The sequence below is a fragment of the Kutzneria sp. CA-103260 genome (assembly GCF_018263855.1).
In the GTDB taxonomy this organism is placed as follows: domain Bacteria; phylum Actinomycetota; class Actinomycetes; order Mycobacteriales; family Pseudonocardiaceae; genus Kutzneria.
On the sequence record NZ_CP073318.1, the window covers coordinates 2,078,171 to 2,101,540 of the forward strand.

Consider the following 23,370-nt stretch of genomic DNA (forward strand, 5'->3'; position numbering starts at 1 on the left):
CTGGTCGGCGCCTTGGTCATCAGGGATCCCGCCCGGCGTAGTGGTCTCCGCCGCTGCGGCCGATGGCGTTGGAGACAGCCAGGTCCAGCTCGTGCGCGCTCACCAGCCCGTAGACGATCAGCCGGGCGGCCTTGTCCAGCGGCAGTTCCCGTCGACGGGCGTGCTCGTTCAGCGCGAGCGCGGCCTGCGGCGGCGACAAACCGTGCCGCCCGGCCATGATGCCGGTGGCGAGCGCGATGTGGTTGCCTGCCCGCAGGCTCTTCAGGACCGGCTCGGCCCGCTCGGCGATGGCCGACACCTCGTGGCGCAGCCAGAGCGTGGTCAGGCCGATTTCGATGAAGTCGCGCACCATGTTCCGAGCGCGCAGGACAGCGGCGGTGGCGTTGTCGAACCGGAACACGGAAAGCATGCCGACCGCCCGGCCGCACGCGTGCAGCGGCATGGTGTCGATCGCCGCGATGCCACCGTATCCCATGGCTGTCGCCAGGCTCGTCCAGTCGCGGCTCTGCGCCGTGCGGTAGGAACAGCTGACCGGTTGCCCGGTGCGGCGGCTCTCCTGCCATGGCCCGTTCCGAGTCTGTGCTCGGTACAGCAACGTGTACCGTTCGTCCACCGGCGATCCGGCGATGATGGGATCATCCCGGCCGTCCTGGAGCAGGATGCCGACCGGCATACGCAACAGCCGATGGCCCAGCTCGGCGGCGATGTCGACGGCGCCCGTCGTGCTGGTGGCGGCGCCCATCTCCCGGACGAGTCGGCTGATCGTGGACAGCGGCACTGAGCGCGCCCTCGGTGGTTTCGCCATGTCGGTTACCTCTGGTCACAGGTCGGTGCGGCCGATCGGCTCCTCCTTACGGTCCGCGCGGGGGAGGGACCGGGAGACCGGGCGCCGCGTCCGACATCAGGCTCCTGATCCGGTCCCGCTTCTCCCGCAGCGCCAAGCCTTCCGCCAGGCTTTCCGCGCGCGAGCGCGCGCGGTCGCGGGACGACCGCCTCGTCGCCTCGCGCGCTTCTCTGGAACCAACATCTGGATTGGAACCAACATCTGGATTGTCCTGCCCGCCGGCTCACCGTCGCAGAGTCCTTGGGCACAGGGCGGCCAGGGCCAATTCCCCGAATCCGCACCGCAAGCGGGACGGGCGGCTCAGGAGCCCGGGGCGTCGGTGGGCTGGCCGGCGGGCACGACGTGAGCGTCCGGCCCCGGGTACATGGTGGTGAGGCCGCCGGCGTCGAGCCAGCTCACGACGTAGGGTGGTGCGCCGTCCGCTGATCCGACCTCGACGATCGTCCCCCTCCGGGCCGGCTGACCGGTGCGGAATCCCTCGATCACGAGAATGTCCCCGGGCTGCGCGCGCATGATGTGCTCCTTGTGGTCCTCTCGGCCGCCGGGCATGTGTGGTTTCCGCGACTCGATTGGCAGGCTAGGGGAGCCGCTGCCGACCGCGACAGGGGGCCATTGGCCCGGGCGGTGTTGCACTGTCCACTGTGGTCTGTCAGCGCCGCCGGGCGACGCAGTCGTGACGTCGGCTCCTCTCGCTCACGCGTCGGATGTGCCCCGAGTAATCGTCCGCGCACGGGCCGTGGGGCAGGCAGAGTCGAAGCGACCGCCGCGGGCGGGACCTTCGCCACCGCTGGGCGTGCGGCCGACCTTCGACGCAGGCCATGGGCAGGACCTCGGTGGACTTGTTCGGACTGTCCAAGGCGGAGTTCATCGAACAGGTGCGGGACGTCAGCACCGTCGGGGAGTTCCACGCCCCGCTCGCACCCGGGGAAATGGGGTCGTGCGGGCAACCAGTGGCGGATGTCCGCGCATGTGGGGCACTCCGTCGCCCGGTCCCGGCGCACCCTGGAACCCAACCGGGGAAGGGAGCGGCAGGCATGGGCGCTTTGGCTCAGGACGGCGAGTTCGACATGCTGGACCGCATTCGGCGCGGCCTTGTCGGGGAGGGGGAGGTGCTGGACGGTCCGTACGGGCCTCGGCGCATCACCTACGCCGACGACACCGCGTCCGGGCGGTCGTTGGACTTCGTGGAGGAGTTCATCCGCGACCGGGTGCTGCCGCGCTACGCCAACACGCACACCGAGAGCTCGGGCACCGGCCTGTGGACCACGCGGCTGCGCGAGCAGGCTCGCCGGCTGATCCGGGATTCCGTCGGTGGCAGTGCCGACCACGTGGTCGTCTTCTGCGGGTCGGGCGCGACGGCGGCGGTGAACAAGCTGGTCGGCATCCTGGAAATCCGGATCCCCGCCGAGCTCGACGCGCGTCACCGGCTGCGCGAGCACATCCCCGCGCGGCAGCGGCCGGTGGTGTTCGTCGGTCCGTACGAACACCACTCCAACGCGCTGCCGTGGCGGGAGTCGATCGCCGATGTCGTCGTCATCGACGAGGACGCGTTCGGCCATGTCGACACCGACCACCTGCGACGGGAACTCGACCGGCATGCCGACCGGCCGCTGCGGATCGGCAGCTTCTCGGCGGCGTCCAACGTGACCGGTCTGCCCACCGACACCGACCGCATCGCCGCCCTGCTGCACGAGCACGGCGCGCTGTCGTTCTGGGACTACGCGGCCGCCGGCCCGTACGTGCCGATCCGCATGCGGGAGAGCGCACCCGGTCGTGGCGACCACAAGGACGCGATCTTCCTGTCGCCGCACAAGTTCGTCGGCGGACCGCAGACCCCCGGCGTGCTGGTGATGCACCGGGATCTGGTCGCCAACACGGTGCCGACCGCGCCCGGCGGCGGCACGGTCGCCTTCGTCGATCCGACCAGTCACCGCTATCTCGACGATCCCGTCGCGCGCGAGGAGGGCGGCACGCCGACCCGACCGGACTGTCCGCGGACTTCGAGGCCCTGCGCTGGTTCCCGCTGCCACCGGCCTGCCTGGCCGGCTAGGGGGAGCCGACCCCGCCCAGCTCTGTTCAGGGCCGTCGACGATGGGGAATGCTCGTCACAGCTGACGACGACAGCGCAGGGGAGAGGCGTCATGCCGACGACCGCCGGACTGGCGTTCACGCTCGGTGTCGAGGAGGAGTTCCTGCTGCTGGAAGCTGAATCCGGGCACGCCGTGCTCGCCTCGGCCGAGATGCTCCGGCTGCTCGACGGCGAGCCGGCCGTGGCCGCGGAGTTCATGCGCTACCAGATCGAGACGGCCAGCATGGTGTGCGAGGGGCTCGACCAGGTGCGGTCGGAGCTGGGGCGGCTGCGTGGGCTGCTGGCCGCCGCCGCGCAGCGGGCGGGCTGTGTCCTCGTGGCCAGCGGCGTCGTGCCGTTCGGCGAACGACCGGGGCGCGCCGCGGTCACCGAGCTGCCGCGCTACCGGCAGCTCGCCGACCGGTTCCCGGCACTCGTCGCCAATGGCGGCACCTGTGGGTGCCACGTGCACGTCGGTGTGCCGTCCCGTGCGCTCGGCGTCGAGGTGCTGTCCCGCATTCGGCCCTGGCTGCCGCAGCTGCTGGCCATCACCGCCAACTCACCCCTGGCGTGGGGGCGTGACACCGGCTGGGCGAGTTGGCGTTACCCGACGTGGTCGTGCTGGCCGACGGTTCGGACGCCGGAGACCTGGGTCGACGTCGCCCACTACGACGCGTCCGTGCGGGGTCTGGTCGACACCGGCGCCGCCGTCGACCGGCGCAGCGTGCACTTCCATGCCCGGCTGTCGCCGCGATACCCGACGGTGGAGGTGCGTGTGGCCGACGTCTGCCTGGCCGTCGACCAGGCCGTGCTGCTGGCCGGCCTCGTTCGCGCGCTGGCGGCGACAGCGGTCGAGCAGTTCCGCGACGGCCGGCCGCCGCCGGTGGTCCACACGCGGACGATCACGGCCGCGCTGGTGGCCGCCGCCCGAAACGGCATCGGCGGTCCAGGCATCGACGTCGTGACCGGCGATGCAGTGCCGCAGCGACATCTGGTCGACCGGTTGCTCGATCACCTGCGGCCCGGCCTGCGCACGACCGGCGACGGGGCCGAGGTGCAGCGGCTGGCGGCCGACGTCGCCGCGCGCGGCACCGGCGCGGACCGCCAGCGCGCGCTGTGGGCCGGCACGGACTCCCCGGCCGAGTTCCTGGCGGCGGTCGCCGGCGCGACGGCCGCGCCGGCGTCGTCTTCGGCATGAGGAAGCCTCGGGTCCCGATAGGTGCGGGACCCGAGGTGACCGGTTCACGTCGTTCGTCCGCGGGGAGAAGTCGGGGGGAATCCGTTGCAGGCGCGGAACTCCTGGACGTTGCCGATCTGGTCGCGCAGCGCGGTGAGCGCCCGGTGCTGGGCCACCCGGACCGCTCCCGGGGTGGACCCGACCAGGTCGGCGGTCTCCTCGGCGGACAGGCCGGCGACCACCCGCAGCGCCACGATCTCGCGCTGTCGGTCCGTCAGCACCGTGAGTAGCTCGCGTAGGGAGTCGCTCAACTCCTGCCGCAGGAGCCGCTGTTCCGGGCCGGCCGTGGTCGCCGGCCGGTCGGGCACCTCGGGCACCGGCAGCGACCGGTCGCGGGCCACCGCCCGGCGGGCGTCCGCGACCTTGTGCTGGGCGATGCCGTACACGAAGGCCAGGAACGGCTGTCCCACGTTGCGGTAGGTGGGCAGGGCCGACGCCACCGAGAGGCACACCTCCTGCACCACGTCGTCGGCGGAGGTGTACGACTCGCTCAGCCGGCCCATCCGGGCCCGGCAGTACCGCACCACCAGTGGTCTGATCGACTCCAGAACCCGCTGCGTGGCAACCGGATCGCGGTTGCTCGCGGCATCGACGAGCTCGCTGAGCCAGGCTTCCCGCCGGCAGGGCGGGCGCTGAGGTGTCCCGGGCCCGGTGGTGAGGGCTCGGCATCGAGCGCTCGGCGTCGGGCGGGTCGCAGTGGCGTCGGTCCGGTTGCTGTCCATCGTTGGCGCTTCCTTGATCGGTGCATTCGGGGCGCGGACCCTAGACGATGTGGCCACTGGCGGGCGCGGGGTCGCATGGGGCAGCCGGCGTGTGGAGCGCCGCATGCCGGTTGCGGCCCCGGAGTCGACCGGGCGCACGACGAGGCCGGTGGGGAGCTGCGAGGGGCGGTGAGCCCCGGAGGTGGTGGGATCCGCAGCCTGGCCGTCATGAGTGATGCACGACGCTGCCGTGGGCTGGGGCAGAACCGCGTTCGACGACCGGCCGGGCGACTGTGCCCGTGGCATCGGTTGCGCCGGCCGCCGTCATACTGCGAACCACCAGGGTAGACCAGACGCCGCGTCGCGAGCGGTCACAAGCTCAAAAGTGTTTACGCTTTCCCCGATTCGGCCGAACCCGAACTGTGACGCGCAAGGCGTGGGCAGGTGCTTGCGGAGGACACGCTGCCATGCCGGCGGGTGTATGCGTTAGGCCGTCGGCAGTCATGCACGATGGCCTCTCCGCTCGGCGTGATGTCATCGCTACTCTGGGGGTGAGTGCCGGTATGGCGGGACGCGGCCCGGATCCGCACGGTGCCGCGGCGGGGTGGCGGCCCGCCTCTGATTGAAGGAGCGTCCATTTCATCGCGCAGCGTGACCGACGCATTCGTGGAGCTGGCGGATACGCTGATTCCCGATTTCGATCCCGACGACTTCGTGCAGCTGCTCGCCGACAGGTGTGTGGAATTGTTCGATGTCGCCGCCGCTGGGGTGCTTGTCGACCTGCGCGGCCGGCTCCAGCAGGTCGGTGCCTCGTGTGAGCGCGTCAGGGCCCTGCACGCGTTCCAGCTTCAGCGCGATGAGGGGCCGACGCTGGAGTGCTACCGGACGGGCGTCGCCGTGAGCGTGCCCGACCTGGACGCCTCGGCGCGACGGTGGCCGCTGTTCACGCCGATGGCTCGGCGGTGGGGATTCGACGCCGTGCACACGGTTCCGATGCGGTTGCGCAGCGAGATCATCGGCGCGCTGAGTCTGTTCCGTGTCGAATCTGGTTCGTTCGACGACGCGGCGGTGGAAACAGCTCAGGCAATGGCTGATGTGGCGACGATCGGTCTATTGCAGAAACGCGCGATCGGTCACCAGGAGGCGGTGGCCGCGCAGTTGCAGCAAGCGCTGAACAGCAGAGTGGTGATAGAGCAGGCGAAGGGTGTGGTGGCCGGGCGACTGGGGCTCGATGTCGACGTCGCCTTCGAATTGGTGCGCGGTTACGCCCGTGCGCACCATGCGCGAATCAGTGCGGTTGGCGAGGCGATAGTCGCCGGCACGCTCGACCTCAAGGAGCTGGCCGCCTCGTGAATCGGGCGACTGTCGGCACCGGTTGGCCGGTTCGGACCCGGCTGCTCCCCGCCCCGGCATCGATATGCGCAACGCAAAGTGCATTTTTTGCTTGCGTCGCTCGGCAATGATGTGGTTCATGCTCTGAACGGCGGTGCTCGCCGACCCCGCGTCGTGCGCAGAATTGTCTGGGTACCTGCTCTCTCGCCCAGTACCGCCCCGGCCTCCCTGCGGCTCCGCGATCATCTGTCGTCAGGAGGCGAACGATGCCGACGCTCCCGCATGTGACACACGCAGGAGGTATGGGGCATGTCCCAGTACCCTCCGCCTGATCGGAGTTCCGGCCGGACCGGTGAGTCCGCCAGGAGAGCGGTCACCCGTCGAAGTGTGCCGTCCGGACTGGACGGCATCGACCGGCCCAGCGCCGGCCAGCGGCGTTTCCGCGCATTCCTCGCGATCCTGTTGCTCAACGACGGCGCCCGCGCGCACCGGGCCGAGGCCTGCGACGAATTCGTCGCCGACGTCCACCGGGCTGTCGCGTGGTGGGACCTCAGCGACTGGGAGCGGCACGACTTCTCGTTCGTGCCGCAACGAGACGAGTTGATCGTGCTCTCCGACCAGCCGCGCCACCTGGCCGAGGCCATGTCCGTGCGCCTGGCCGGCCCACGCCCGAGTGGCATACCCGGCCTCCAGTTGCTCGACGCCCATCCGGACGGCGCGTGGTTCAGGTTCTGGCATCCTCCGACGCGCGGGCTGGCGCAGGCGAGATCCACCAGGCTGCCGACGGTTCGGCCGGACGTCACCGCCACCCGGCTGCCCGGGGCCGAGCACACGCTGCCAGCCGCGCCGCAGTTGGCCGATGTGGAGCGGCGAGCGCTGCAAGTGATGTCACGGACACATCCGGACGTCCAGCATCTGCTCGCGGCCGTGCTGGCCCGGCTGGCGTGCAGCGGTCGGACCGGCCTGACCGCGGCAGAGAGATCGGTGCGGCGGTGGTACTCGCTGTGGGGCACGGGGCTGCGCTGGACACTGCGCGGCGGCAGCGAGGTCGCGGCCGCCGAGCTCGCCGCCGCGCTGACCGCCCCCATGACCGGTCTGGCCGAAGCGTCGATCAGCAGATACGTCGACGGTGTCATCACGGTCGGGTGCCGGCGGGCGACGCTGGAACTCATCGGCAAGCCGGTCTAGCCGCCGGGCTCCTGCTCGCCCTCGCCGGGCTACTGGCGTTGGGCACGCCTGCGCCCGGCTCTAGAGCACGCCGAGTTCGTACGCGGTCAGTCGAATCGCGCGGATGGTGTCGTCCAGCGCGGCGATCCCGGCCTGCACTCGCCGGGCGACGTGATCGTCGGTGATCAGCGACGTGGACTCGGCGAAACTCAGCCCCGCCTGGAGGATCCCGTTGACCGCGTCGTCGAGGACCTGGGCCAGCGCCGCCTCTCGCGACACCGCCCCGTGCCCGGAGCCGCTCGACACACCCGGAGGCACGCTGCCCAGATGGTGCGCGACGACGGCGCCGGCGAGGTGGCCGTAGAGCCCCATGAACTGCAGTTGCCGTTCATCCGGCTCAGTGGGCTGCCGCCGGTGGGTGGAGATCATGCCGATCATGCGGCCGCCGCCGTCCAGCAGCGGCGTGGACTGGACGGCGCGAACGCCGGCGGCGCGGAACACTTGTTGGTGCGGTGTGCAGGCCGGGTCCTCCCGGACGTCGGCCACGACCACCTGCGCGCCGCAGGACGCGGCCCGTCCGCAGACGGAACCGCTGTCGTTGACGATCGCGAAGTGATCCACGAACTCGGCGCCGAACCCGAACTGGGTGACCAGCACCAGTGAGTCGTCGGCCGGGTCGATGAGCTGGATGTTCCCGGCCTCGGCGGCCATGAGCGACAACGCGTCCTCGAGCAGCGTCGGCAGGACCGCCGCGAGCGGGGGGCGTTCGTGCGGCGACGCGGTCGCGGCGTTCAGGCTCTGGACCAGCCGGGGTCCGTTGAGGGCGAGATCGGCGAAGCCGAGCAGTTGGTCGGCGGTCGGAGTGCTCGTCGCCGCGGGCCTCGGACGGGACCACACCGCCGGGTCGAGATAGGAGGCCGTGACATGGGCCAGCGGCTCGGTCAGGTTCTGGCTCGTGCTCATCGACATGGCTCACCTCACGCCTGTGACCTGCGCAGTCCAGGTGCAGCCACCAAGGCTACGGCCGCACGACGCCGGCGGATTCCGCCGATCTGCTGAACGGAGAGGGGCCGGGGTGCGCGAGACCTCCGCCGTACGGGTGGCAGCTCAAGCGCGGCATCCTCCGTCCTGAGCTCGCGCGGCGCACGGTCGCGGCAGACGACCTTCACTGCGGGCCCTCGTCCGCGAGGAATCAGCGTGCCGGGCGAGACGGAAGGGACGGTCGACGGTGGACGGTGGACAGCCTGACGGGTGCGGTGATGTGCGCTGCGGTTGCCGCGTTGCTTTTCGGCTTCGCGTTGCGGGAAGCAGTTGCGGTGCGGCAGTTGTGGCGGCACATGAACACGTTCCACTGACCGGCCGCCGGCGGATCTCGCGCCGGCGAGGGGCGGCGCGAGATCCGTCTCCGGGCGTGCGGCCGTGGCGTGGTCCGGCTGCGCCACGGCGGCCGCGTCCTAGTCCTGCGTGACTCGACGGCTGCTGGTCGCCGCGAAGCCGTTGGCGAAGTTCTGGTCGACCTGCGCCGCCTCCTGGGCGTCCGGGACGGCGTTCTTGCAGGAGGTGCCGGGTCCGTGGCCGGACATGACCTCCTCGCACGGGCCGGAGTAGTCGTCGGGCAGGCCGAGGTTGTGCCCGAACTCGTGGGCGATGATCCTGGTCGGGTCGAAGCCCTGGGCCACCTGCTGGACGTCGATGTAGATGTCGCCGTTGCCGTGGCCGTCGGTCTGGGTGTACGAGCCGCCGCCGTTGACCTCGTGCAGGAGGATGGTGGCGTTGCCGCCGGCGGACAGCTGCACGTTGTGCTCGAGGCCGTTCCAGTTCGCCACCGCCTGGGCGGTTTCGGCCTGATAGTCGGGAAGGTCGCTCGCGTCGTAGTGCAGGGTCACGACACTGGGAGCGGCCTCGGCAGGCGCCGCGACCAGCTGGGCCGCGGCGAACGGCAGCATGATCACGGCCATGCCCAGGGTGAGACGTCGCAACATGAGCTCTCCTTCTCGCACGTGATGGCAGGGGTCGACGATGCCGCCCCAGCGTCGCAGCCACCGGTGCGTTCCTCTAAGCGACCAAAGGAGGGGATCATTCACCTTTGACGTCTCGCCGTGTGCTCAGTCCGTGGCGGCGGGACGGTGCCTGGTCGCGTCGTCGACGAACGAGGCGGCCACGACGCGCAGCTTGATGTTGCGGCGCTGGGACTGGTCGACCAGCTCCTGGAACGCCGCCTCCTCGGTGAGCCCGCGGGCGGCCATCAGGATGCCCTTGGCCTGTTCGATCACGGCGCGGGACGACAGGGCGGCCTGCAACTGCTCGATCTGCGTGCGGGCCATGTGCAGTCGGGCGGTGGTGTGCAGGGCGGTCTCGGCGACCACCGTGTACAGCTCCAGGTACTTCGCGTCCAGCTCCGCGAAGCCGTGGTCGCCGAAACCGAACAGGTTGATCGCGCCGTGCCCGCCGCCGGTGATCATGAACGGTGCGGCGAGGTAGCTGCCGACACCGAGCCGGTGGGACATGTCGCTGAAGTGCGGCCACAGCGCGGCCGTGGTGGCGATGGTCATCCTGGTCAGCTCGCCGGTCCGCGCGGCGCGCAGGCAGGGGCCGTCGCCGTCGGCGTACTGGCCCTCGTCGATCGCCCGGGCCCGTTCGTCGGTCGGCACCAGGGTGCGCGGTCCGGCGGCGTCGATCACGGTCACGCTGGCCATGTCCGCGCCGGGCACCGCGCGCAGCACCTCCTGGACGACGGCGGTCATGACGGTGTCCGGACGGGTGTCCTCGGCCACGGTCGCGCGGAGGTTGGACAGCGCCTCGGTGATGTCGTCGAGCTGCTGAGGCACCGAATCCGGCTCTGCTGCGGGCACTGTCGTCTCCTCGGTGCGGCTGGTCGAGAACCGCCATCCTAGTGAGCCGACCGGTTTCTAGGGCTGGGCGGTGGGGCGGACGACGAGCTCGTTGACGTCCACCGCCGGTGGTTGGGCGATGGCGAAGCTGATGGCCTCCGCGATCGCCGAGGCAGGGATGGCGAGCTGTTCGGCGGCGGCGCGGGCGGCGGCCCGCGCCTCGGCCGCCCCGCCCCGATCCGTCAACTCGCTCTTCGTGAATCCCGGGCTGACGACAGTGACGCGGATGTCGTGGTTCTCCTGGCGCAGGCCCTCGGACAGTGCCCGCACGGCGAACTTGGTGGCGCTGTACACGGACGCGGTGGGGTCGACGCGGTGTCCGGACACCGACGAGACGTTGACGATGTGGCCCTCGCCCCGCGCACGCATGTGCGGCAACACCGCGGCGATGCCGTGCAGCGGGCCGCGCAGGTTGACGTCGATCATCTGGTTCCACTCGTCGATCCGCAGGTCGGCGATGGGGGACAGGGCCATCACGCCGGCGTTGTTGACCAACACGTCGACCCGCCCATGCCGGACCACCGCGGCGGCGACGAACGCCCGGACGCTGTCCAAGTTGGTCACGTCGAGTTCGCAGGTGTCGATGACGCCGTCAGCTTCCTCGGCCAGGGCGTCCAGTCGGTCGGTGCGACGCGCGCCCGCGACGACATGGTGGCCAGTGGCGGCGAGGAGGCGGGCCGTGGCCTCGCCGATGCCACTGCTGGCGCCGGTGACGAGGACGACCTTCGAGGTGGTGGCAGTCACTTTGTTCCTTCGGTGCGGGGACTTGGTCCCAGTGCATCCCACGGCGACGTGATCCGGAAGGCAGCGCGAACCAGGGTGCCCGGCACCCAGGTTGGCGCCCCCTGGCACACCATGGCGGCGGCGTCGAAGCTCGGACCATGAGGCGAGCACCCGTGCGTACTACGCTCGGCCCCGTGGCGCCCAGCGGCAATGAACTCGGCGAGTTCCTCCGGGCGAGCCGATCGCGGCTCGACCCGGCCGAGGTAGGGCTGCCCGGCGGCGGGTCCGGCCGTCGGGTCGCCGGGCTGCGCCGCGAGGAGGTCGCCGTGTTGGCCGGCGTCAGCGCCGACTACTACGCACGCTTGGAGCAGGGACGCGAGCGCAACCCGTCCGCCCAGGTGGCTGACGCGATCGGGCGGGCGCTGCGGCTCCCCGCTGACGCACGGGGCCACCTGTACCGGCTGGCCGGACTGAATCCAAGGCTGGCGCCGGTCACGCCCCGGGATCTCGTCCATCCCTCCCTGTCGCAGTTGCTGGACATGTTCCCTCGTGCGGCCGCGTACGTGCTCGGGCCCGCCTTCGATGTGCTGGCCACCAACGCGATCGCCGATGCGCTGCTGTCCCCGTTCGGCGATGAGCGGAACATGCCGCGCATCCTGTTCACACATCCGCGGGCGAAGACCGTGTTCGCCGAGTGGCCCGTCGTCGCCGGCGCCACGGTCCACGCGCTGCGCCTGAACTCCGGCTACTTCCCGGCGGACGACGACATCACCGGGCTGGTCGCCGAGCTCGACGAGCGGTCGGCGGAGTTCCGTGAGCTGTGGGCCGACCACACCGTCGGCGCGCTGGCCCGGGCGTACAAGGTGTTCGTCCATCCCGAGGTCGGACGGATCGAGCTGACGTACCAGACTTTCGACGTGCACGATGCCGCCGGGCAGCAATTGCTCGTGGGTACCGCGGAGCCCGGCAGCCGCAGCGAAGAAGCCGTTGCCTACCTTGCCTCGATGGCCGCTCCGGCCTGATCGCCGTCGACGGCGTGGTCCGCGCCAGTCCGGCTCATGGCGTCACGCACGTCGAGGTCTTCCAGATGAGCGGTGCGGGAACCCTCATCCTCGGAAGACCTCGACCTCTGCCCCCGGGCGCCGGCGTTTGGCTTGTCAGGCGCGGTCGTGGAGAGTGACCTGGTAGCCGTCGGGGTCGGCGAAGGTGAATGTCCGGCCGAAGGGGCCGTCAACCGGTGCGGAGACGATGGTGTGACCGTCGGCGACGAGAGCATCGTGAATGGCCTGGACGTCGGTGGCGTGGAGCCAGATCGCGGCGCCGATGCCGGGCTGGGCAACGGATGCGAGATCGGTGCCGGGAACGATGTCGCGGAGTGCGAACGCGATCGGCTTCGTCTCGAAGACGACGGCGTGCGGAGGTCCGGCCGGCGAGCGGACGAGGCCGAGATACTGCTCGTAGAACGCCTGCGAAGCGTCCAGGTCGCGCGCTTGCAGCGAGATGAAGTCGGGGCCGGTGGCGGGCATGATGATGCTCCTTCTCTTCATGTCAGGTTCCTGACACGGATCAATCTATGTCAAAATCCTGACATGAGTCAAGACGGTGTCGACCTGGAGACGTCACTGGGCTATCTGCTGAAAGAGGCGTCGAGCGTCCTGCGCACGGCCATGGAGGAGGTGCTGCGGCCGCTCGGGATGAGCGTGACGCACTACTCCTGCCTCGAGCTGCTGGCTCAACGACCGGGCTTGTCGAACTCCGAGCTCGCGCGGGGCGCGTTCGTGACACGGCAGTCGATGAACGTGCTGCTTCAGGCCCTGGAACGAGACGGCTACGTGACCAGGCCTGTGGAGGCGCCCGTCGGGAAGGTTCTTCCCACGCGGCTCACGCCGCGCGGCCGACGGAGCCTGGAGAAGGCGACCGTAGCGGTCCGGTCCGTCGAGGTCAGAATGCTGGCCGGCATGACCGAGTCCGAGCAGTCAGGCGCGTTCCGGATCCTGCGGAAGATGATCCATTCCCTGCGCGATGGCAACGACGGTGCATAGCCCGTTCCCCGGCGCAGTCTCCGTCCGTGTCGGGCGGCGCTGAGGGCTTCTCGGTGGTCGGGTGCGCCGACCGACGGCGCACCCGACCACGTGTGCGTCACAACTGCTCGAAGAACCCCAGCAGGGCCGAGTTCACCTCGTCGGGACGCTGCATCTGGACCCAGTGTCCGGCGCCCTCGACATCCACGACGCCCCGCAGGTCCGTGGCGACCTCGGCGATGCGCTCGGTGTTCGTGAACGCGCGGGTGATGTCCCCGTCGCCGCACAGGTAGAACGACGGCGGCGTGATCGGCTTTCCCTGCCAGGCGGCCAGGAGCTCCCAGTTGCGGTCGATGTTGCGGTACCAGTTGAGCCCGCCGGTGAAACCGGAGTGGGTGAAGGACTCCACCGACACCGCGACGTCCTCGTCGGCCAACCACTCCGGCAACGGGTCGGGCGCGGTGAACAGGTCGAGGAAGCCCTCGCCGTCGCGGACGACCGGAGCCCCGGCGGAGCCGCCGAGCAGCTTGCGGAACGTGGTGGTCACATCGGCGCCGAACTCGGCCTCCGCGACGCCCGGCTCCTGGAAGTAGAGCTGGTAGAAGCCGTCGCCGAAACCCTTGCGCAGCAAGCCCAGGGGCGGCAGCGCCGCGCGCGGGGTCGGCGGCACGCTGATGCCGGCGACGCCGCGAACCACGTCCGGGCGCAGGAGGGCGGTGTGCCACGCCACCGGAGCGCCCCAGTCGTGGCCCACCACGATCGCCTCGCGTTCGCCGAGGGCGTGGATGAGCCCGACCACGTCACCGACCAGGTGCAGAAGTGTGTACTTGTCCACACCGGACGGACAGTCCGTGTGACCGTATCCGCGTTGGTCCGGCGCCACCACGTGGTATCCGGCGTCCGCCAGCGGGCCCAACTGGTGTCGCCACGAGTGCGAGGTTTCCGGCCAGCCGTGCAACAGCAGCACCAGCGGGCCCTCGCCCTCTTCGAGAATGTGCATGGTGATGTCACCGACCGAGACGTCCCGGTGTGTGAACATGGTCTGGCTCCCGCCGTGCTGATCGAATATGAGGCCCGCTCCGCGCACGATACAGCGGGGGACGGTGAGGACCTCGGTACGGCAACATGTTCTGCCCGAACACGTAGGCCCGTGTGCCGCACCGCACAGTGGTGACGCGACGGCGCCGCTGTCCGACACGTGCCAGGGGAGCTGGTCTGCCACGGCTCCTTCATGTGCGCTGCTTGTCAATCGTGGCAACGGGTTCCGCCTTGGAGGCCGACTGGCTGGCCTCTTGCGTTCGCTGATTGTCCGTGTATCACTGAGTACAGACAAAGTTCTGCGAAAGCTGTTCGCGGGAGGCGAACAGAACAACTCGCGCAATCTGCCGGAACCCGTGGTGCGCTTGCCTGCGCCCGTGGATTCAGAGTTCTGTCGGCCTGTCAGCAGGGAAAGGTTCGAACGAAAGGGTGTTCTCATGAATGGCGTGTTTCGCGGTATGGCTGTGATCATTCCTGGTGTTCTCGCGGCCGGCCTTGCCTTGGCCGGGGTGAGTTCGGCCGTGACGGCCAATTCTCTGCGCCAACCTCCAGGGGTGTGCCCCGACAACGCGGTGTGCGCGTACTCCGAGGAGGAACTCTTCGGCGAGATGAGCTCGACGAAGGTTACCGACCCCGACCTGACGGATGAGCCAGAGCACGAAGTTTTCTACACGCGTGTCGAGTCGGTCTACAACAACACCGACTGCACTGTCACCCTGTACGAGAAGGTTCGATTCCGTGGGGCGCGATATGTGCTGCCGCCGGGGGAGCGGGTCTTGAATCTCAGGACCGCCGCGCCGAGTCTCAAGCACCACATCTACTCGGAGAAGATCGACTGCTGACATAGCGGTGTCAGAGCGGTCCCGGAACGCGGGCGCGTTTCGGGACCGCCCGACTCGTGAGATGGTCACCTTGCTGGAGACGTGTTTTCGGCGCGTCGCCGCCATGCGGACAGGATCGCCTCGCATCGGTGGTGATCGGGGTCGGCAGCCGTCACCGCGGTGCGCTGTGACGAGCGATCCTCGGTTCCCGATGTTCGTGAGTGGGGACTGCTACAGAGGTTGAAAGGCCAGGGTCTGCTACGGCGGCGGCGTGTCGATGCCGGCCAGCCACACCTCGCCGACCGACCACAGCTCGTACGCGACCCGGCGGCCGTTCGGCGACAACACGGGATTGGCCGCGTCGAACGCGTCCACCTCGCGGCGATCTGTGTGAACGCGATGGAACTGCTGGACACGACCGTACATGGGGCGGCGACAATCGCCGGCACCGCCCAGGACGTGACGATCGCCGGCGGCGCCATCGCCGGCGCGCTGACGTTGTCCGGCAACCACACCGGATCGCGGCAGCCGGAGGTGGCCGGGATCTCGGTCTCCGGCACGCTCCCCTGCGCCGGAAACGCCCCTGCACCCAGCAACATCGCCGCGCCGAACACCGTGCGCGGCGGGTCGGTCGGGCAATGCTCAGCGCTGTGACCACGTGAAGAGGCGGTGCCGGCCGCATCGACCGGCAGCGCCTTACTGTTTACGCCTTGCCGGGCGCCCAGTCCGGGTGGCCGGGCATCGGCGGTGTGTGGTCGCCGTACAGCCAGTCCTTGAAGTAGCCGGTGAAGTCCTTGCCGGTCACGTGGTTCGTCACGTCGATGTAGTCCCGAGTGGACGCCGCACAGTTGCGGAACTTCTCGAAGAACGTCCTCTCGATGCGCTGGAACGTGTCCGCGCCGACCTCATTGCGCAGGCCGTACAGCATCAGCGCGGCGCTGTTGGTGGCGCCCAGCACGCTGATCGTGTCCTTCGGCCGGCCGGGTGGGCCATCGGAGGCGCGGAAGCTGTTGTCCTGCTCGTACCACTGCTTCAGGCCGACTTCGGCCGGCCGGATACCCTTGTCGCCCTGGTAGAGGAAGCTGTAGAAGCTGGCGTGGCCCTCGCTGATCCACATGTCGTCGCTCCAGCGGTCGACGGAGACGGCGTCGCCGAACCACTGGTGCACGAGTTCGTGCACCATGGTGGCGGTGCGCTCGATCGGCCCCTGCAGGCCGGACTTGGCGTCGAACGTGGAGAGCGTGGCGTTCTCCATCGCCGCGAAGTAGCCTCCCTCGACGCCGAGCACGCCGTAGGTCTCGAACGGGTAGGGCCCGAACTGCTTCTCCACCCACGCGACCTGGCTCGGAATGTCGTCCACGAACGCCCTGCTGGCGTCCACCTGGGACGATGCCACGTAGCTGCGCAGCGGCAGGCCGTTCGGCCCCTTGGCGTCAATCTCGGCGAAGTGGCCGACCGCGAACACCGCCGTGTCGGTGGGAATCGGATCCTTGGTGCCGTAGGTGTACGTGGTCCGGTTGCCCACGGTCTTCTTGTCCCGCAGCGTGCCGTTCGACACCGCCTGCACGTCGTCGGGAACAGTGATATGCGAGGTGATCGTGGCCTTGTCGCTGGGATGGTCGTTGCTGGGAAAGAACTCGTGGGCCCGGTCCGGCTGCGCGAACGTCACGAACCCGTCCGGCTTGGCGAACCAGTGCACACCCTCGGGGTCGGCCGGGGCCGGCGACTTCGGGTCGTAGCCGCGGTCGGAGAGATAGGAGATCTCTACCGTGAACCGTTTTCCCCTGGCCAGCGGTCGATCCGGCGTGACGTACAGCTTCTCGGTGCTGTCCTGCGTCCGGAACGGCGCCGGCCGCCCGTCGACCTTCACCGAATTGATCTTCCGGACGATCGAGTCCAGGCTGAACGCCGACAGATCCTGGGTCGCCGTCGCGTCGACCCGGACGGCCGAGTCCATCAGCGGCGTGCCCGGCTCGTAGTCGAAGGAGACGTCGTAGTGCCCGACGTCATAACCGCCGTTCCCCAGGGTGGGGAACACCCGCTCCCCGAGGTTGTCGGCCCCGGGCGTCGGATTCGCGAACGCCGGCGCGGCGACCCCGATGCTGAGTGCCGCGGACATCGCCGCGGCCGTGATGCTTCGTCGCATGTCCGCGACGCTAATCACGCCGGGCCCCCGGGCCGGCCGATGTGCGGAACGGTCAAGAACCTGTCACAGACCGGGCATAGTCGCCGCCTGGACAAGGCACTGCACGAGCGGATGCGGGAAGCGATCAGGGACGTGCCGCCCGGGCGGGCCCACTCCAGCAGCGCCCCGGCGAAGCCGCCGTCGGCGAACAGGTGCCGGGTCCGGCGGCGGGTGGTCGACAGCAGCGGGTGCTGGCGGTGGTGCAGCTCCAGCAGTAGGCGCTTGGCGCCGTCCCGGTCCTGTATCCACGCCGGCAGCACTACCACGGCCAGCAGCAGTCCGAGGGTGTCGGTGACGATAAACCGCTTGCGACCGCTACTCCGACGAGCACGCTCGGGAGCTGTGACGGACCCGGGCCGGAGGCAGCGGCACGGGGTCCACTCCGGGCACAACCCGGTTGGAGATGGTGCCGAGCCCGGTGACGGTCATCGTCACGACGTCGCCGACCCGCAGCGGCGGCGGGTCCTCGGCGCCGCTGCGGCCCCACAGCTCGGCCAGGCAGCCGGAGCCGCAGGTGCCGGAGCCGAGCACGTCGCCGGGGCGGACCCAGGCGCCGCGGGCGGCGTAGGCGGTCAGCTCCTCGAACGTCCAAGCCATGTTGGCCAGGCTGTCCCGGCCGGTCTCGACGCCGTTGACCTGCACGGTCATGGCCAGGTCGAGCAGGCCCTCGGCGGTTCGGCACGGCTCCAGCTCGTCGGCGGTGACGAGGAACGGGCCGAGCGTCGTGGCGAAGTCCTTGCCCTTGGCCGGTCCCAGCTGGACCGGCATCTCACGGGCCTGGAGGTCGCGGGCGGACCAGTCGTTGAAGATCACATACCCGGCGATGTGGTCCCGCGCCTGCTCGGGCGACAGGTCGCGGCCGGCGCGCCCGATGACGGCGGCCACCTCCAGCTCGTAGTCGAGGACGCGGCAGCCGGGCGGCACGGGCAGGTCGTCGTGGGCGCCGATCATGGCGTGTGGATTGGTGAAGTAGAAGGTCGGCGCGGCGTACCACTCGGGGGCGATGCGGCCGCCGAACCGCTGGGCGATGCCCTCGACGTGCTGCTCGAACGTCACGAAGTCGCGAACCGACGGCGGGGTCAGCGGCGGCAGCAGCCTGGCGTCGGCCAGCGGCACCGGCGGATCGACCACGTGCAGCTCGGCGTCGGCAAGGGCGTCCTGCTCCAGCAGGTCCAGCAGCCGAACCCCGTACGGCAGCGGCCGGATCAGCTCGCCGTCGATGACGCCGGCCCCCTGGATCCCGTTGTGGACGTAGCTGACGAGTCGCATCTACCGCTCCCGCAAGAACAACGCCGCGACCAGCGAGGCGACGACAGCCGTGCTGGCGGTGACAACAAGGCCGACCGAGTAGCCATGGGCCAGCGCCTCGGCGGCGATCTCGTCGATTCGAGGGCCCAACCGGGCACCAGCGACGGCCATCGGCCCGCCCCCGGCGAGGACGGCCTGCGCGGCCGGCTGGCCGGCGAGGCCCTGGGCCAACACCGGCGCCGCCTGGCTCAAGGCCACCGTGCCGATCACCGCCGGGCCGAGGGTCTGGCCGAGATCGCGGACCACGCTGGCGGCGCCGCTGGCCATGCCGGCCAGCTCTACCGGCACGGCGTTCACCATCGCGGCGGTGAGGCCGGACACCAGCAGCACGAACCCGATTCCGTTGAGCGCCAACACACCGAGGATCGGAACCAGGCCGGTCGCGGACACCGGCACGGCCGCCAGCCAGAGCTGCCCGGCGGCCAGCGCGAGCAGGCCCGTGACAAGCAGCCGGCGCGGGCCCACGCCGCGGAGCAGCCGGGCCAGCACCGGGCCCAGCAGCAACGGGACGGTCTGGAGCAGCACAAACGGCCAGGCGATGCCCATCGCCGTCTCGTGCTGGATCACGCCGAGCCGGATGCTGAGCACGTAGCCGCCGCCGATGAAGGCGAACATGCCCAGCACCGCGACCACCGCGGCGGTCGCGAACGCCGGCACACCGAACAGTTCCAGGCGCAGCAATGGCGTCTTCGACCGCGCCTCGATCCGCACAAAGGCGGTGAACGCGATGATCCCGACGACGAACGCGAGCAGCACGGGCAGGCTCTCCCAGCCGTCGATCGGGCCCTGGATCACGCCGTAGAGCAGGGCCAGCACCGCCAGGGCGAGGGCGGCCTGCCCCGGCCAGTCGGGGGCACGGCCTTGCGGCGCAGAGGAATCCGTCACCGACACCGCGCTCAGGCCGGCCGAGCAGAGCGCGATCACCGCGCACGCGCCGAACACCCAGTGGAACGAAGTCGCCTCGGTGAGCACCCCAGCCAGCAGCGGCGCGATCAGTGCGCCGACGGAGATCGCGACCGCCCACGCGGCCAGCCCGCGGGCGCGCTGCCGCGGCTCCGGCGTCGTGGCGGTGACTACCGCGAGCGAGGACTGGAACAGCGCCGCCGCGCCGATGCCGGCCACCGCGTGCCCGGCGATCAGCAGCGGCACCGTGGACGCGGCCGCAGCGACGAGGTAGCCCACCGCCATCAGCAGGCCGCCGCCGACGAGCACCTTCTTACGGCCGTGCAGATCCCCGAGCACGCCGAAGGTCAGGCCCAGCACCGCGATCGGCAGCAGGAAGGCGTCGCCGATCCAGCTGATCTCCGTGCCGGACGCGTGCAGGCCGGCCTGGATGGGGCCGTTGACCACCGCCGGCAGCACGATCCCGATCTGGGCGATGCCGACCGCGACGCAGCCGGCCCACAATGTGCCGGCGCGTAAGGAAGGCTCGGCGGCGGTGGCGGTCATGAGAGCTCCTCTCCCATGCGGGCGAACGCCTGTGGGCCGGGCAGCGGGGGCAGGGTGGGATCCAGTTCGCGGTAGACCGCGTGCACGTTGACGGCCAGCCTCTCCGGCTCGCCCAGCCCGGCGAACGGGCCGAGGTCGATGTCCCTTGCGGCGTCGGCGAAGGGCATCCCGGCGGCGAACCGGCGGCCGGCCTCGTCGAGCACGAATTCGAGGTACTGCTCCATCGCACGCACGGCCGGCGGGCCGCAGACCGGTCCGTGGCCGGGGACGACGGTGTCGACGTCGAGGTCCAGCAGCAGCCGGCAGGCCTTGAGCCAGTTGCCGACCGGGCCGGCCCAGACGACCGGCGTGGTCCCGGCGAACACGATGTCGCCGGCGAACACCGTCCGCGCCTCGGGAACGTGCACCACCACATCGGCCGCGGTGTGCGCGGGACCGACGTCGATCAGCCGCACCGCCACGCCGCCGACATCCAGGTCGAGCCGGCCGTCAAAGGTGCGGTTCGGGTAGGTCGGCACGACTTCGTCGATCGCGAAGCGGCCGAACACCTCGTGGGCGAAGGCACCGCCCGCGCACATCGCCAGCAGGTCACCGGGTCCGATCGCGCGCATCTCCCGGGCCGCGGCCTCGGCCGTGATGATCTCGGCGTCGGCCAGCAGCTGGTTGCCGAACCAGTGGTCCGGATTGCCGTGCGTGTTGACCAGCCGGGTGATCGGCTTGTCCGCGGTCACGGGGGCCAGCCCGGCCAGCATGTCGCGGGTCAGCCGCACGTCCATCAGCGTGTCGACCAGCAGCGATTCGCCGCGGCCGGTGATCAGCCCGGCATTGCTCAGACCCCAGCCGCCGGGCTGGAGCCAGGCGTGGCAGACCCCGTTCAGGGCTCGGTGGGACATCCCGCCACCTCCATTGGTGGACTACAGTCCAAATATGGACGTGAATCTAAGTCACGCCGGATGTCGGGTCAAGGGCGCGTGCTCTACTGAGGACATGCCGAACGAGCTGGGGCGTCGCGAGCGCCGGCGCCTCGAGATCCGCGACCGGCTCTACACGGCCGCGATCGAGCTGATCGTGGAGCGCGGCTTCGAGGCCGCCACCATGGACGAGATCGCCGAACGCGCCGACGTCGCCCGGGCCACCGCGTTCAACCACTACCCGCAGAAGGCCGCGTTCCTGTACGAGTGGGGGCAGCGCCGGCGCGAACGGGTCGCCGAGGTGATGGCCGCCGAGCAGGCCGAGCAGCTGTCCGCCGGCGAGCGGCTCCGGCGGTACCTGGGCGTGCTGGCCGAGCTCAACACCGCCTCCCGGCGCGCCACCGTGACCCTGATGGACGCCTCCCTACGTCTCGGCGACGCGCTGCGCGAGCCCAGCCTGGACCTGAAGCTCGCCGAACTGGTCGACGCCGGCCGCGCCGCCGGCGAGTTCCGGTCCGATGTGGACAGCACCCAGGCCGGAACCCTGTTGGCGGCGGCCTACTTCACCGCCGTGCTGCGCTGGATCGGCGCCGAGCCGGAGCCGTTCGACCTGCCGAAGTACCTGGACGGCATGCTGGACATGGTGCTGCGCGGCCTGGTCATGTAGATCGGCGAGGTGCTGTCCCCGGTCAGTACCCGCTGAGCAGCGTTCGGAGCATGCCCAGCGCCTCGGGCCCGGCCTGGCTGTGCCAACGGGACCCGTCGGCCGGCCGACGGCCCCACAGGAACAACGTTCGCACGGCGGCGTCGCTCTCGATGGTGGCCTCGCCCTCGGGGGCCACGAGGGCGATCGTGTTGCCGGCTTCGGTTGCGGTGACGAGGATGTCGTCGCTGCCGGGCGAGCGCAGCCGGCCCTCGAACCGCCCGCCGGGCCCGAGGTTCAGGCCGGCGGCGCCGCAGGCCAGCAGCGGCTTGCCGACGTCCTGGACGCTGTGCCTGGTCATCCAGGGCTGCATCAGCGAAGTGGTGGCGGTGCCGTCGTCGCCGGTGAGGTCCCAGCGATGCAGCACGATGTAGCTTCCGTGAACTGGCTTACGACAGCGGTGAGGTCGTGCGAATTGTCACGAAGCTGCCTGACTTCCAAGTCGCCGCGTTCGGCGAGATCTTGGCGCGTCTGACCGAGCTACGGGACAACCCGGTCGAGACGCTCGCGCGGGTTGACGAGATCGCAGAGATCACAAGGGCCACGGCGGCGAATGCCAGTCTTGCCGAACTTCTTCAGCGGCTTCGGTTGCTGCCAGTGATCGATCGTGAGGCCTTTGTGCAGCGCTGGCACAATGCGAAGGCTGCGGTTTGGGCGATCGTGGTTGCGCTGACTAATCCGGAGGAGGAGCCAGACCAGCTTCTTGGGCAGTGGCAGGCTGATCCGCCTGCCTGGCTTGTGTCGGCGCCCCTGGATGCTCGTATCGTCGCGGCTGAGCTAGCCATCGCGTATAGCGCGAACCGGTTGGCTGCGGACTTGTTCGCCGCTGTGGCAGCTGATGGCGCTCCACGCCGGCAGTTCTGATATACGCGCGCTGCCCTGATCCTCGATGATCTCGGTGACCGAGAGCAGGCACAGCGCCTGCTCGCTCGTGCCGCCACCACCCCGCTGACCGACCCCTTTGCACGGATGTTGGCGGCCACCTTGGATGAAGACTCGGGACTCGCGCGGCAGGAATACCAAGTCTCGCAACCAACGGACACACTGACCCGATTCCTACGCTGCACCCTCGGGGTCAAGGAGGTCTTCCTCTCCGACGCTAGTAGCCGCGCTCCTGCAACCAAGCGACGACGGAACTGACGAAACCGTCGACGTGCGACAAGGGTTTGCCGGCGAACACCGCGTGGAGGTGCCCGACCCCGACCGCGTCGTGCCAGGCCCGGGCGCGTCGGTAGGTCGGCTCGTCGGTGGCCGCGCGGAGGACGTCCCAGCCGTGCCAGGTCGCGACGAGTGCCGCGTCGATCGCGGGGTCGGACCGGATCGCCATGTCCCAGTCGAGGACGCCGGTCAGCTTGCCGTCCTCGCCGAAGTGGACATTGCTGCCGCCGAGATCGCCGTGGACGAGCCGGGCCGGGACCTCTTCGAGCGCCAGCAGCGTGTCCAGTCGTTGCCGAACTCCGTCACGCCACGCCGTCGGCAGGCGCGGAATGACCTCGTCGTTCAGGATGTCGGCCCACCCCACGCCGTCGGCGTACCGGCGCGGCTCGTGGAGAACGGCCTCGAGCTCCGGCGATATCTCAACCTCGCGCAGCGCCGCCAAGAGCGGGCCGAACGCCGCCGGGTCCCCGATGCCCTCCGGCAACCCCTCGCCGTCGATCCACGAAACCGCGACAGCCGCGCGTTCTCCGAACGTGGCCACCGCGGTCAGCGGCTCCGGCACGGCGAAAGGCAGACCGGCCGCCGCGACAGCTCGAAGAACCTCGACCCGCCGCGGCAACTCGGCGGCGGCACTGGGGCGCTTGCTGACACGTACCGCGGCGACGCCGGGGAACAGCACGACGTGGTGCATATTCCCTTGCCCGGCAAGGCGTGCGGAGCCGACAGGAGCGTCGGGGACAAGTGCTTCGGCGATTTCCAGCAGGTCAGCGGGGACCGGTTGCGGCATCCCGCCATTCTGCCGGACGGGGCCGG

General features: G+C 70.2%; 25 protein-coding genes. 9 read left to right on the forward strand and 16 right to left on the reverse strand.

The genetic code is table 11. The features are described 5' to 3' along the window. Positions 1 to 19: 19 nt before the first annotated feature. Complete coding sequence (locus tag JJ691_RS09180) at positions 20 to 805, reverse strand: GAF domain-containing protein (RefSeq protein WP_211768348.1); 786 nt, start codon at positions 803 to 805, stop codon at positions 20 to 22. Positions 806 to 1,144: 339 nt separating this feature from the next. Next, on the reverse strand, positions 1,145 to 1,357 hold the full coding sequence (locus JJ691_RS09185; protein ID WP_211768349.1) for a DUF1918 domain-containing protein: 213 nt from the start codon (positions 1,355 to 1,357) through the stop codon (positions 1,145 to 1,147). Between the two features lie 521 nt (positions 1,358 to 1,878). Between JJ691_RS09185 and JJ691_RS52130 the strand changes: the two genes are divergently transcribed. Then, positions 1,879 to 4,110, forward strand: coding sequence for a glutamate--cysteine ligase (locus JJ691_RS52130; protein WP_249227788.1), 2,232 nt, complete (start codon positions 1,879 to 1,881; stop codon positions 4,108 to 4,110). A 44-nt stretch (positions 4,111 to 4,154) separates the two neighbouring features. Here the strand turns inward: JJ691_RS52130 and shbA are convergent, their stop codons facing one another. Next, positions 4,155 to 4,871: an RNA polymerase sigma factor ShbA gene (shbA, locus tag JJ691_RS09200; protein ID WP_211768350.1), complete on the reverse strand. Its 717-nt coding sequence runs from the start codon at positions 4,869 to 4,871 to the stop codon at positions 4,155 to 4,157. A gap of 630 nt (positions 4,872 to 5,501) precedes the next feature. Between shbA and JJ691_RS09205 the strand changes: the two genes are divergently transcribed. Next, the gene (locus JJ691_RS09205) at positions 5,502 to 6,203 is read left to right on the forward strand and encodes a GAF and ANTAR domain-containing protein (RefSeq protein ID WP_249227789.1); all 702 of its coding nucleotides are present in this window, start codon (positions 5,502 to 5,504) and stop codon (positions 6,201 to 6,203) included. A 366-nt stretch (positions 6,204 to 6,569) separates the two neighbouring features. Beyond that, positions 6,570 to 7,370 (forward strand): hypothetical protein, encoded by an 801-nt coding sequence (locus tag JJ691_RS09210; protein ID WP_211768351.1) that lies wholly within the window; start codon positions 6,570 to 6,572, stop codon positions 7,368 to 7,370. A 60-nt stretch (positions 7,371 to 7,430) separates the two neighbouring features. On the opposite strand, the gene JJ691_RS09215 is transcribed toward JJ691_RS09210, so the two are convergent. The 4 genes from JJ691_RS09215 to JJ691_RS09230 form a co-directional block, all read right to left on the reverse strand. Beyond that, a complete protein-coding gene (locus JJ691_RS09215) occupies positions 7,431 to 8,312 on the reverse strand; it encodes a GAF domain-containing protein (protein WP_211768352.1) in 882 nt (293 codons plus the stop codon). A 491-nt stretch (positions 8,313 to 8,803) separates the two neighbouring features. Then, positions 8,804 to 9,331 (reverse strand): snapalysin family zinc-dependent metalloprotease, encoded by a 528-nt coding sequence (locus tag JJ691_RS09220; RefSeq protein WP_211768353.1) that lies wholly within the window; start codon positions 9,329 to 9,331, stop codon positions 8,804 to 8,806. Between the two features lie 123 nt (positions 9,332 to 9,454). After that, positions 9,455 to 10,201 carry a GAF and ANTAR domain-containing protein gene (locus JJ691_RS09225; RefSeq protein WP_211768354.1) on the reverse strand — a complete coding sequence of 249 codons (747 nt, stop codon included), beginning with the start codon at positions 10,199 to 10,201 and terminating at the stop codon, positions 9,455 to 9,457. 57 nt (positions 10,202 to 10,258) lie between these two features. Beyond that, entirely contained in the window at positions 10,259 to 10,984 is a 726-nt protein-coding gene (locus tag JJ691_RS09230; protein ID WP_211768355.1) for an SDR family oxidoreductase, read from the reverse strand. A gap of 173 nt (positions 10,985 to 11,157) precedes the next feature. Here JJ691_RS09230 and JJ691_RS09235 point away from each other — a divergent pair, with 173 nt between their 5' ends. Next, on the forward strand, positions 11,158 to 11,985 hold the full coding sequence (locus JJ691_RS09235; protein ID WP_249227790.1) for a helix-turn-helix transcriptional regulator: 828 nt from the start codon (positions 11,158 to 11,160) through the stop codon (positions 11,983 to 11,985). Positions 11,986 to 12,120: 135 nt separating this feature from the next. Here JJ691_RS09235 and JJ691_RS09240 read toward each other — a convergent pair whose 3' ends face one another. Continuing rightward, positions 12,121 to 12,489: a VOC family protein gene (locus JJ691_RS09240; protein ID WP_211768357.1), complete on the reverse strand. Its 369-nt coding sequence runs from the start codon at positions 12,487 to 12,489 to the stop codon at positions 12,121 to 12,123. Between the two features lie 63 nt (positions 12,490 to 12,552). On the opposite strand from JJ691_RS09240, the gene JJ691_RS09245 reads away from it, so the two are divergent. After that, a complete protein-coding gene (locus JJ691_RS09245; protein ID WP_211768358.1) occupies positions 12,553 to 13,005 on the forward strand; it encodes a MarR family winged helix-turn-helix transcriptional regulator in 453 nt (150 codons plus the stop codon). Positions 13,006 to 13,102: 97 nt separating this feature from the next. Here the strand turns inward: JJ691_RS09245 and JJ691_RS09250 are convergent, their stop codons facing one another. After that, positions 13,103 to 14,023, reverse strand: a complete 921-nt coding sequence (locus JJ691_RS09250) for an alpha/beta fold hydrolase (protein WP_211768359.1) — start codon at positions 14,021 to 14,023, stop codon at positions 13,103 to 13,105. Between the two features lie 436 nt (positions 14,024 to 14,459). On the opposite strand from JJ691_RS09250, the gene JJ691_RS09255 reads away from it, so the two are divergent. Beyond that, positions 14,460 to 14,864: a peptidase inhibitor family I36 protein gene (locus JJ691_RS09255; RefSeq protein WP_211768360.1), complete on the forward strand. Its 405-nt coding sequence runs from the start codon at positions 14,460 to 14,462 to the stop codon at positions 14,862 to 14,864. 369 nt (positions 14,865 to 15,233) lie between these two features. Next, the gene (locus tag JJ691_RS09260) at positions 15,234 to 15,497 is read left to right on the forward strand and encodes a hypothetical protein (RefSeq protein WP_211768361.1); all 264 of its coding nucleotides are present in this window, start codon (positions 15,234 to 15,236) and stop codon (positions 15,495 to 15,497) included. 49 nt (positions 15,498 to 15,546) lie between these two features. On the opposite strand, the gene JJ691_RS09265 is transcribed toward JJ691_RS09260, so the two are convergent. The 5 genes from JJ691_RS09265 to JJ691_RS09285 are packed head-to-tail and all read right to left on the reverse strand — an operon-like array spanning position 15,547 to position 20,678. Beyond that, on the reverse strand, positions 15,547 to 16,989 hold the full coding sequence (locus JJ691_RS09265; RefSeq protein WP_211768362.1) for a M1 family metallopeptidase: 1,443 nt from the start codon (positions 16,987 to 16,989) through the stop codon (positions 15,547 to 15,549). Between the two features lie 14 nt (positions 16,990 to 17,003). Beyond that, positions 17,004 to 17,420: a transposase gene (locus tag JJ691_RS53275; protein WP_211768363.1), complete on the reverse strand. Its 417-nt coding sequence runs from the start codon at positions 17,418 to 17,420 to the stop codon at positions 17,004 to 17,006. Beyond that, entirely contained in the window at positions 17,344 to 18,297 is a 954-nt protein-coding gene (locus JJ691_RS09275) for a fumarylacetoacetate hydrolase family protein (RefSeq protein ID WP_211768364.1), read from the reverse strand. Before JJ691_RS09275 ends, JJ691_RS53275 begins: the two co-directional genes overlap by 77 nt. Next, complete coding sequence (locus JJ691_RS09280) at positions 18,298 to 19,785, reverse strand: MFS transporter (protein ID WP_211768365.1); 1,488 nt, start codon at positions 19,783 to 19,785, stop codon at positions 18,298 to 18,300. Continuing rightward, entirely contained in the window at positions 19,782 to 20,678 is an 897-nt protein-coding gene (locus tag JJ691_RS09285; RefSeq protein WP_211768366.1) for an MBL fold metallo-hydrolase, read from the reverse strand. The genes JJ691_RS09280 and JJ691_RS09285 overlap by 4 nt, the downstream gene beginning before the upstream one ends. A gap of 94 nt (positions 20,679 to 20,772) precedes the next feature. On the opposite strand from JJ691_RS09285, the gene JJ691_RS09290 reads away from it, so the two are divergent. Further along, complete coding sequence (locus JJ691_RS09290; protein ID WP_211768367.1) at positions 20,773 to 21,363, forward strand: TetR/AcrR family transcriptional regulator; 591 nt, start codon at positions 20,773 to 20,775, stop codon at positions 21,361 to 21,363. 22 nt (positions 21,364 to 21,385) lie between these two features. Here JJ691_RS09290 and JJ691_RS09295 read toward each other — a convergent pair whose 3' ends face one another. Further along, a complete protein-coding gene (locus JJ691_RS09295) occupies positions 21,386 to 21,766 on the reverse strand; it encodes a hypothetical protein (protein WP_211768368.1) in 381 nt (126 codons plus the stop codon). A gap of 41 nt (positions 21,767 to 21,807) precedes the next feature. Between JJ691_RS09295 and JJ691_RS09300 the strand changes: the two genes are divergently transcribed. Continuing rightward, on the forward strand, positions 21,808 to 22,263 hold the full coding sequence (locus JJ691_RS09300; protein ID WP_211768369.1) for a hypothetical protein: 456 nt from the start codon (positions 21,808 to 21,810) through the stop codon (positions 22,261 to 22,263). A 235-nt stretch (positions 22,264 to 22,498) separates the two neighbouring features. Here JJ691_RS09300 and JJ691_RS09305 read toward each other — a convergent pair whose 3' ends face one another. Then, the gene (locus JJ691_RS09305) at positions 22,499 to 23,344 is read right to left on the reverse strand and encodes a phosphotransferase (protein WP_211768370.1); all 846 of its coding nucleotides are present in this window, start codon (positions 23,342 to 23,344) and stop codon (positions 22,499 to 22,501) included. Positions 23,345 to 23,370 lie beyond the last annotated feature (26 nt).

Coding starts and splice junctions, on each gene's coding strand:
- JJ691_RS09245 (WP_211768358.1), top strand. CDS start 12,553: ATGAGTCAAGACGGTGTCGACCTGGAGACGTCACTGGGCTATCTGCTG.
- JJ691_RS09240 (WP_211768357.1), bottom strand. CDS start 12,489: ATGCCCGCCACCGGCCCCGACTTCATCTCGCTGCAAGCGCGCGACCTG.
- JJ691_RS09180 (WP_211768348.1), bottom strand. CDS start 805: ATGGCGAAACCACCGAGGGCGCGCTCAGTGCCGCTGTCCACGATCAGC.
- JJ691_RS09275 (WP_211768364.1), bottom strand. CDS start 18,297: ATGCGACTCGTCAGCTACGTCCACAACGGGATCCAGGGGGCCGGCGTC.
- JJ691_RS09185 (WP_211768349.1), bottom strand. CDS start 1,357: ATGCGCGCGCAGCCCGGGGACATTCTCGTGATCGAGGGATTCCGCACC.
- shbA (WP_211768350.1), bottom strand. CDS start 4,871: ATGGACAGCAACCGGACCGACGCCACTGCGACCCGCCCGACGCCGAGC.
- JJ691_RS09285 (WP_211768366.1), bottom strand. CDS start 20,678: ATGTCCCACCGAGCCCTGAACGGGGTCTGCCACGCCTGGCTCCAGCCC.
- JJ691_RS09215 (WP_211768352.1), bottom strand. CDS start 8,312: ATGAGCACGAGCCAGAACCTGACCGAGCCGCTGGCCCATGTCACGGCC.
- JJ691_RS09255 (WP_211768360.1), top strand. CDS start 14,460: ATGAATGGCGTGTTTCGCGGTATGGCTGTGATCATTCCTGGTGTTCTC.
- JJ691_RS09280 (WP_211768365.1), bottom strand. CDS start 19,785: ATGACCGCCACCGCCGCCGAGCCTTCCTTACGCGCCGGCACATTGTGG.
- JJ691_RS09290 (WP_211768367.1), top strand. CDS start 20,773: ATGCCGAACGAGCTGGGGCGTCGCGAGCGCCGGCGCCTCGAGATCCGC.
- JJ691_RS52130 (WP_249227788.1), top strand. CDS start 1,879: ATGGGCGCTTTGGCTCAGGACGGCGAGTTCGACATGCTGGACCGCATT.
- JJ691_RS09305 (WP_211768370.1), bottom strand. CDS start 23,344: ATGCCGCAACCGGTCCCCGCTGACCTGCTGGAAATCGCCGAAGCACTT.
- JJ691_RS09265 (WP_211768362.1), bottom strand. CDS start 16,989: ATGCGACGAAGCATCACGGCCGCGGCGATGTCCGCGGCACTCAGCATC.
- JJ691_RS09220 (WP_211768353.1), bottom strand. CDS start 9,331: ATGTTGCGACGTCTCACCCTGGGCATGGCCGTGATCATGCTGCCGTTC.
- JJ691_RS09250 (WP_211768359.1), bottom strand. CDS start 14,023: ATGTTCACACACCGGGACGTCTCGGTCGGTGACATCACCATGCACATT.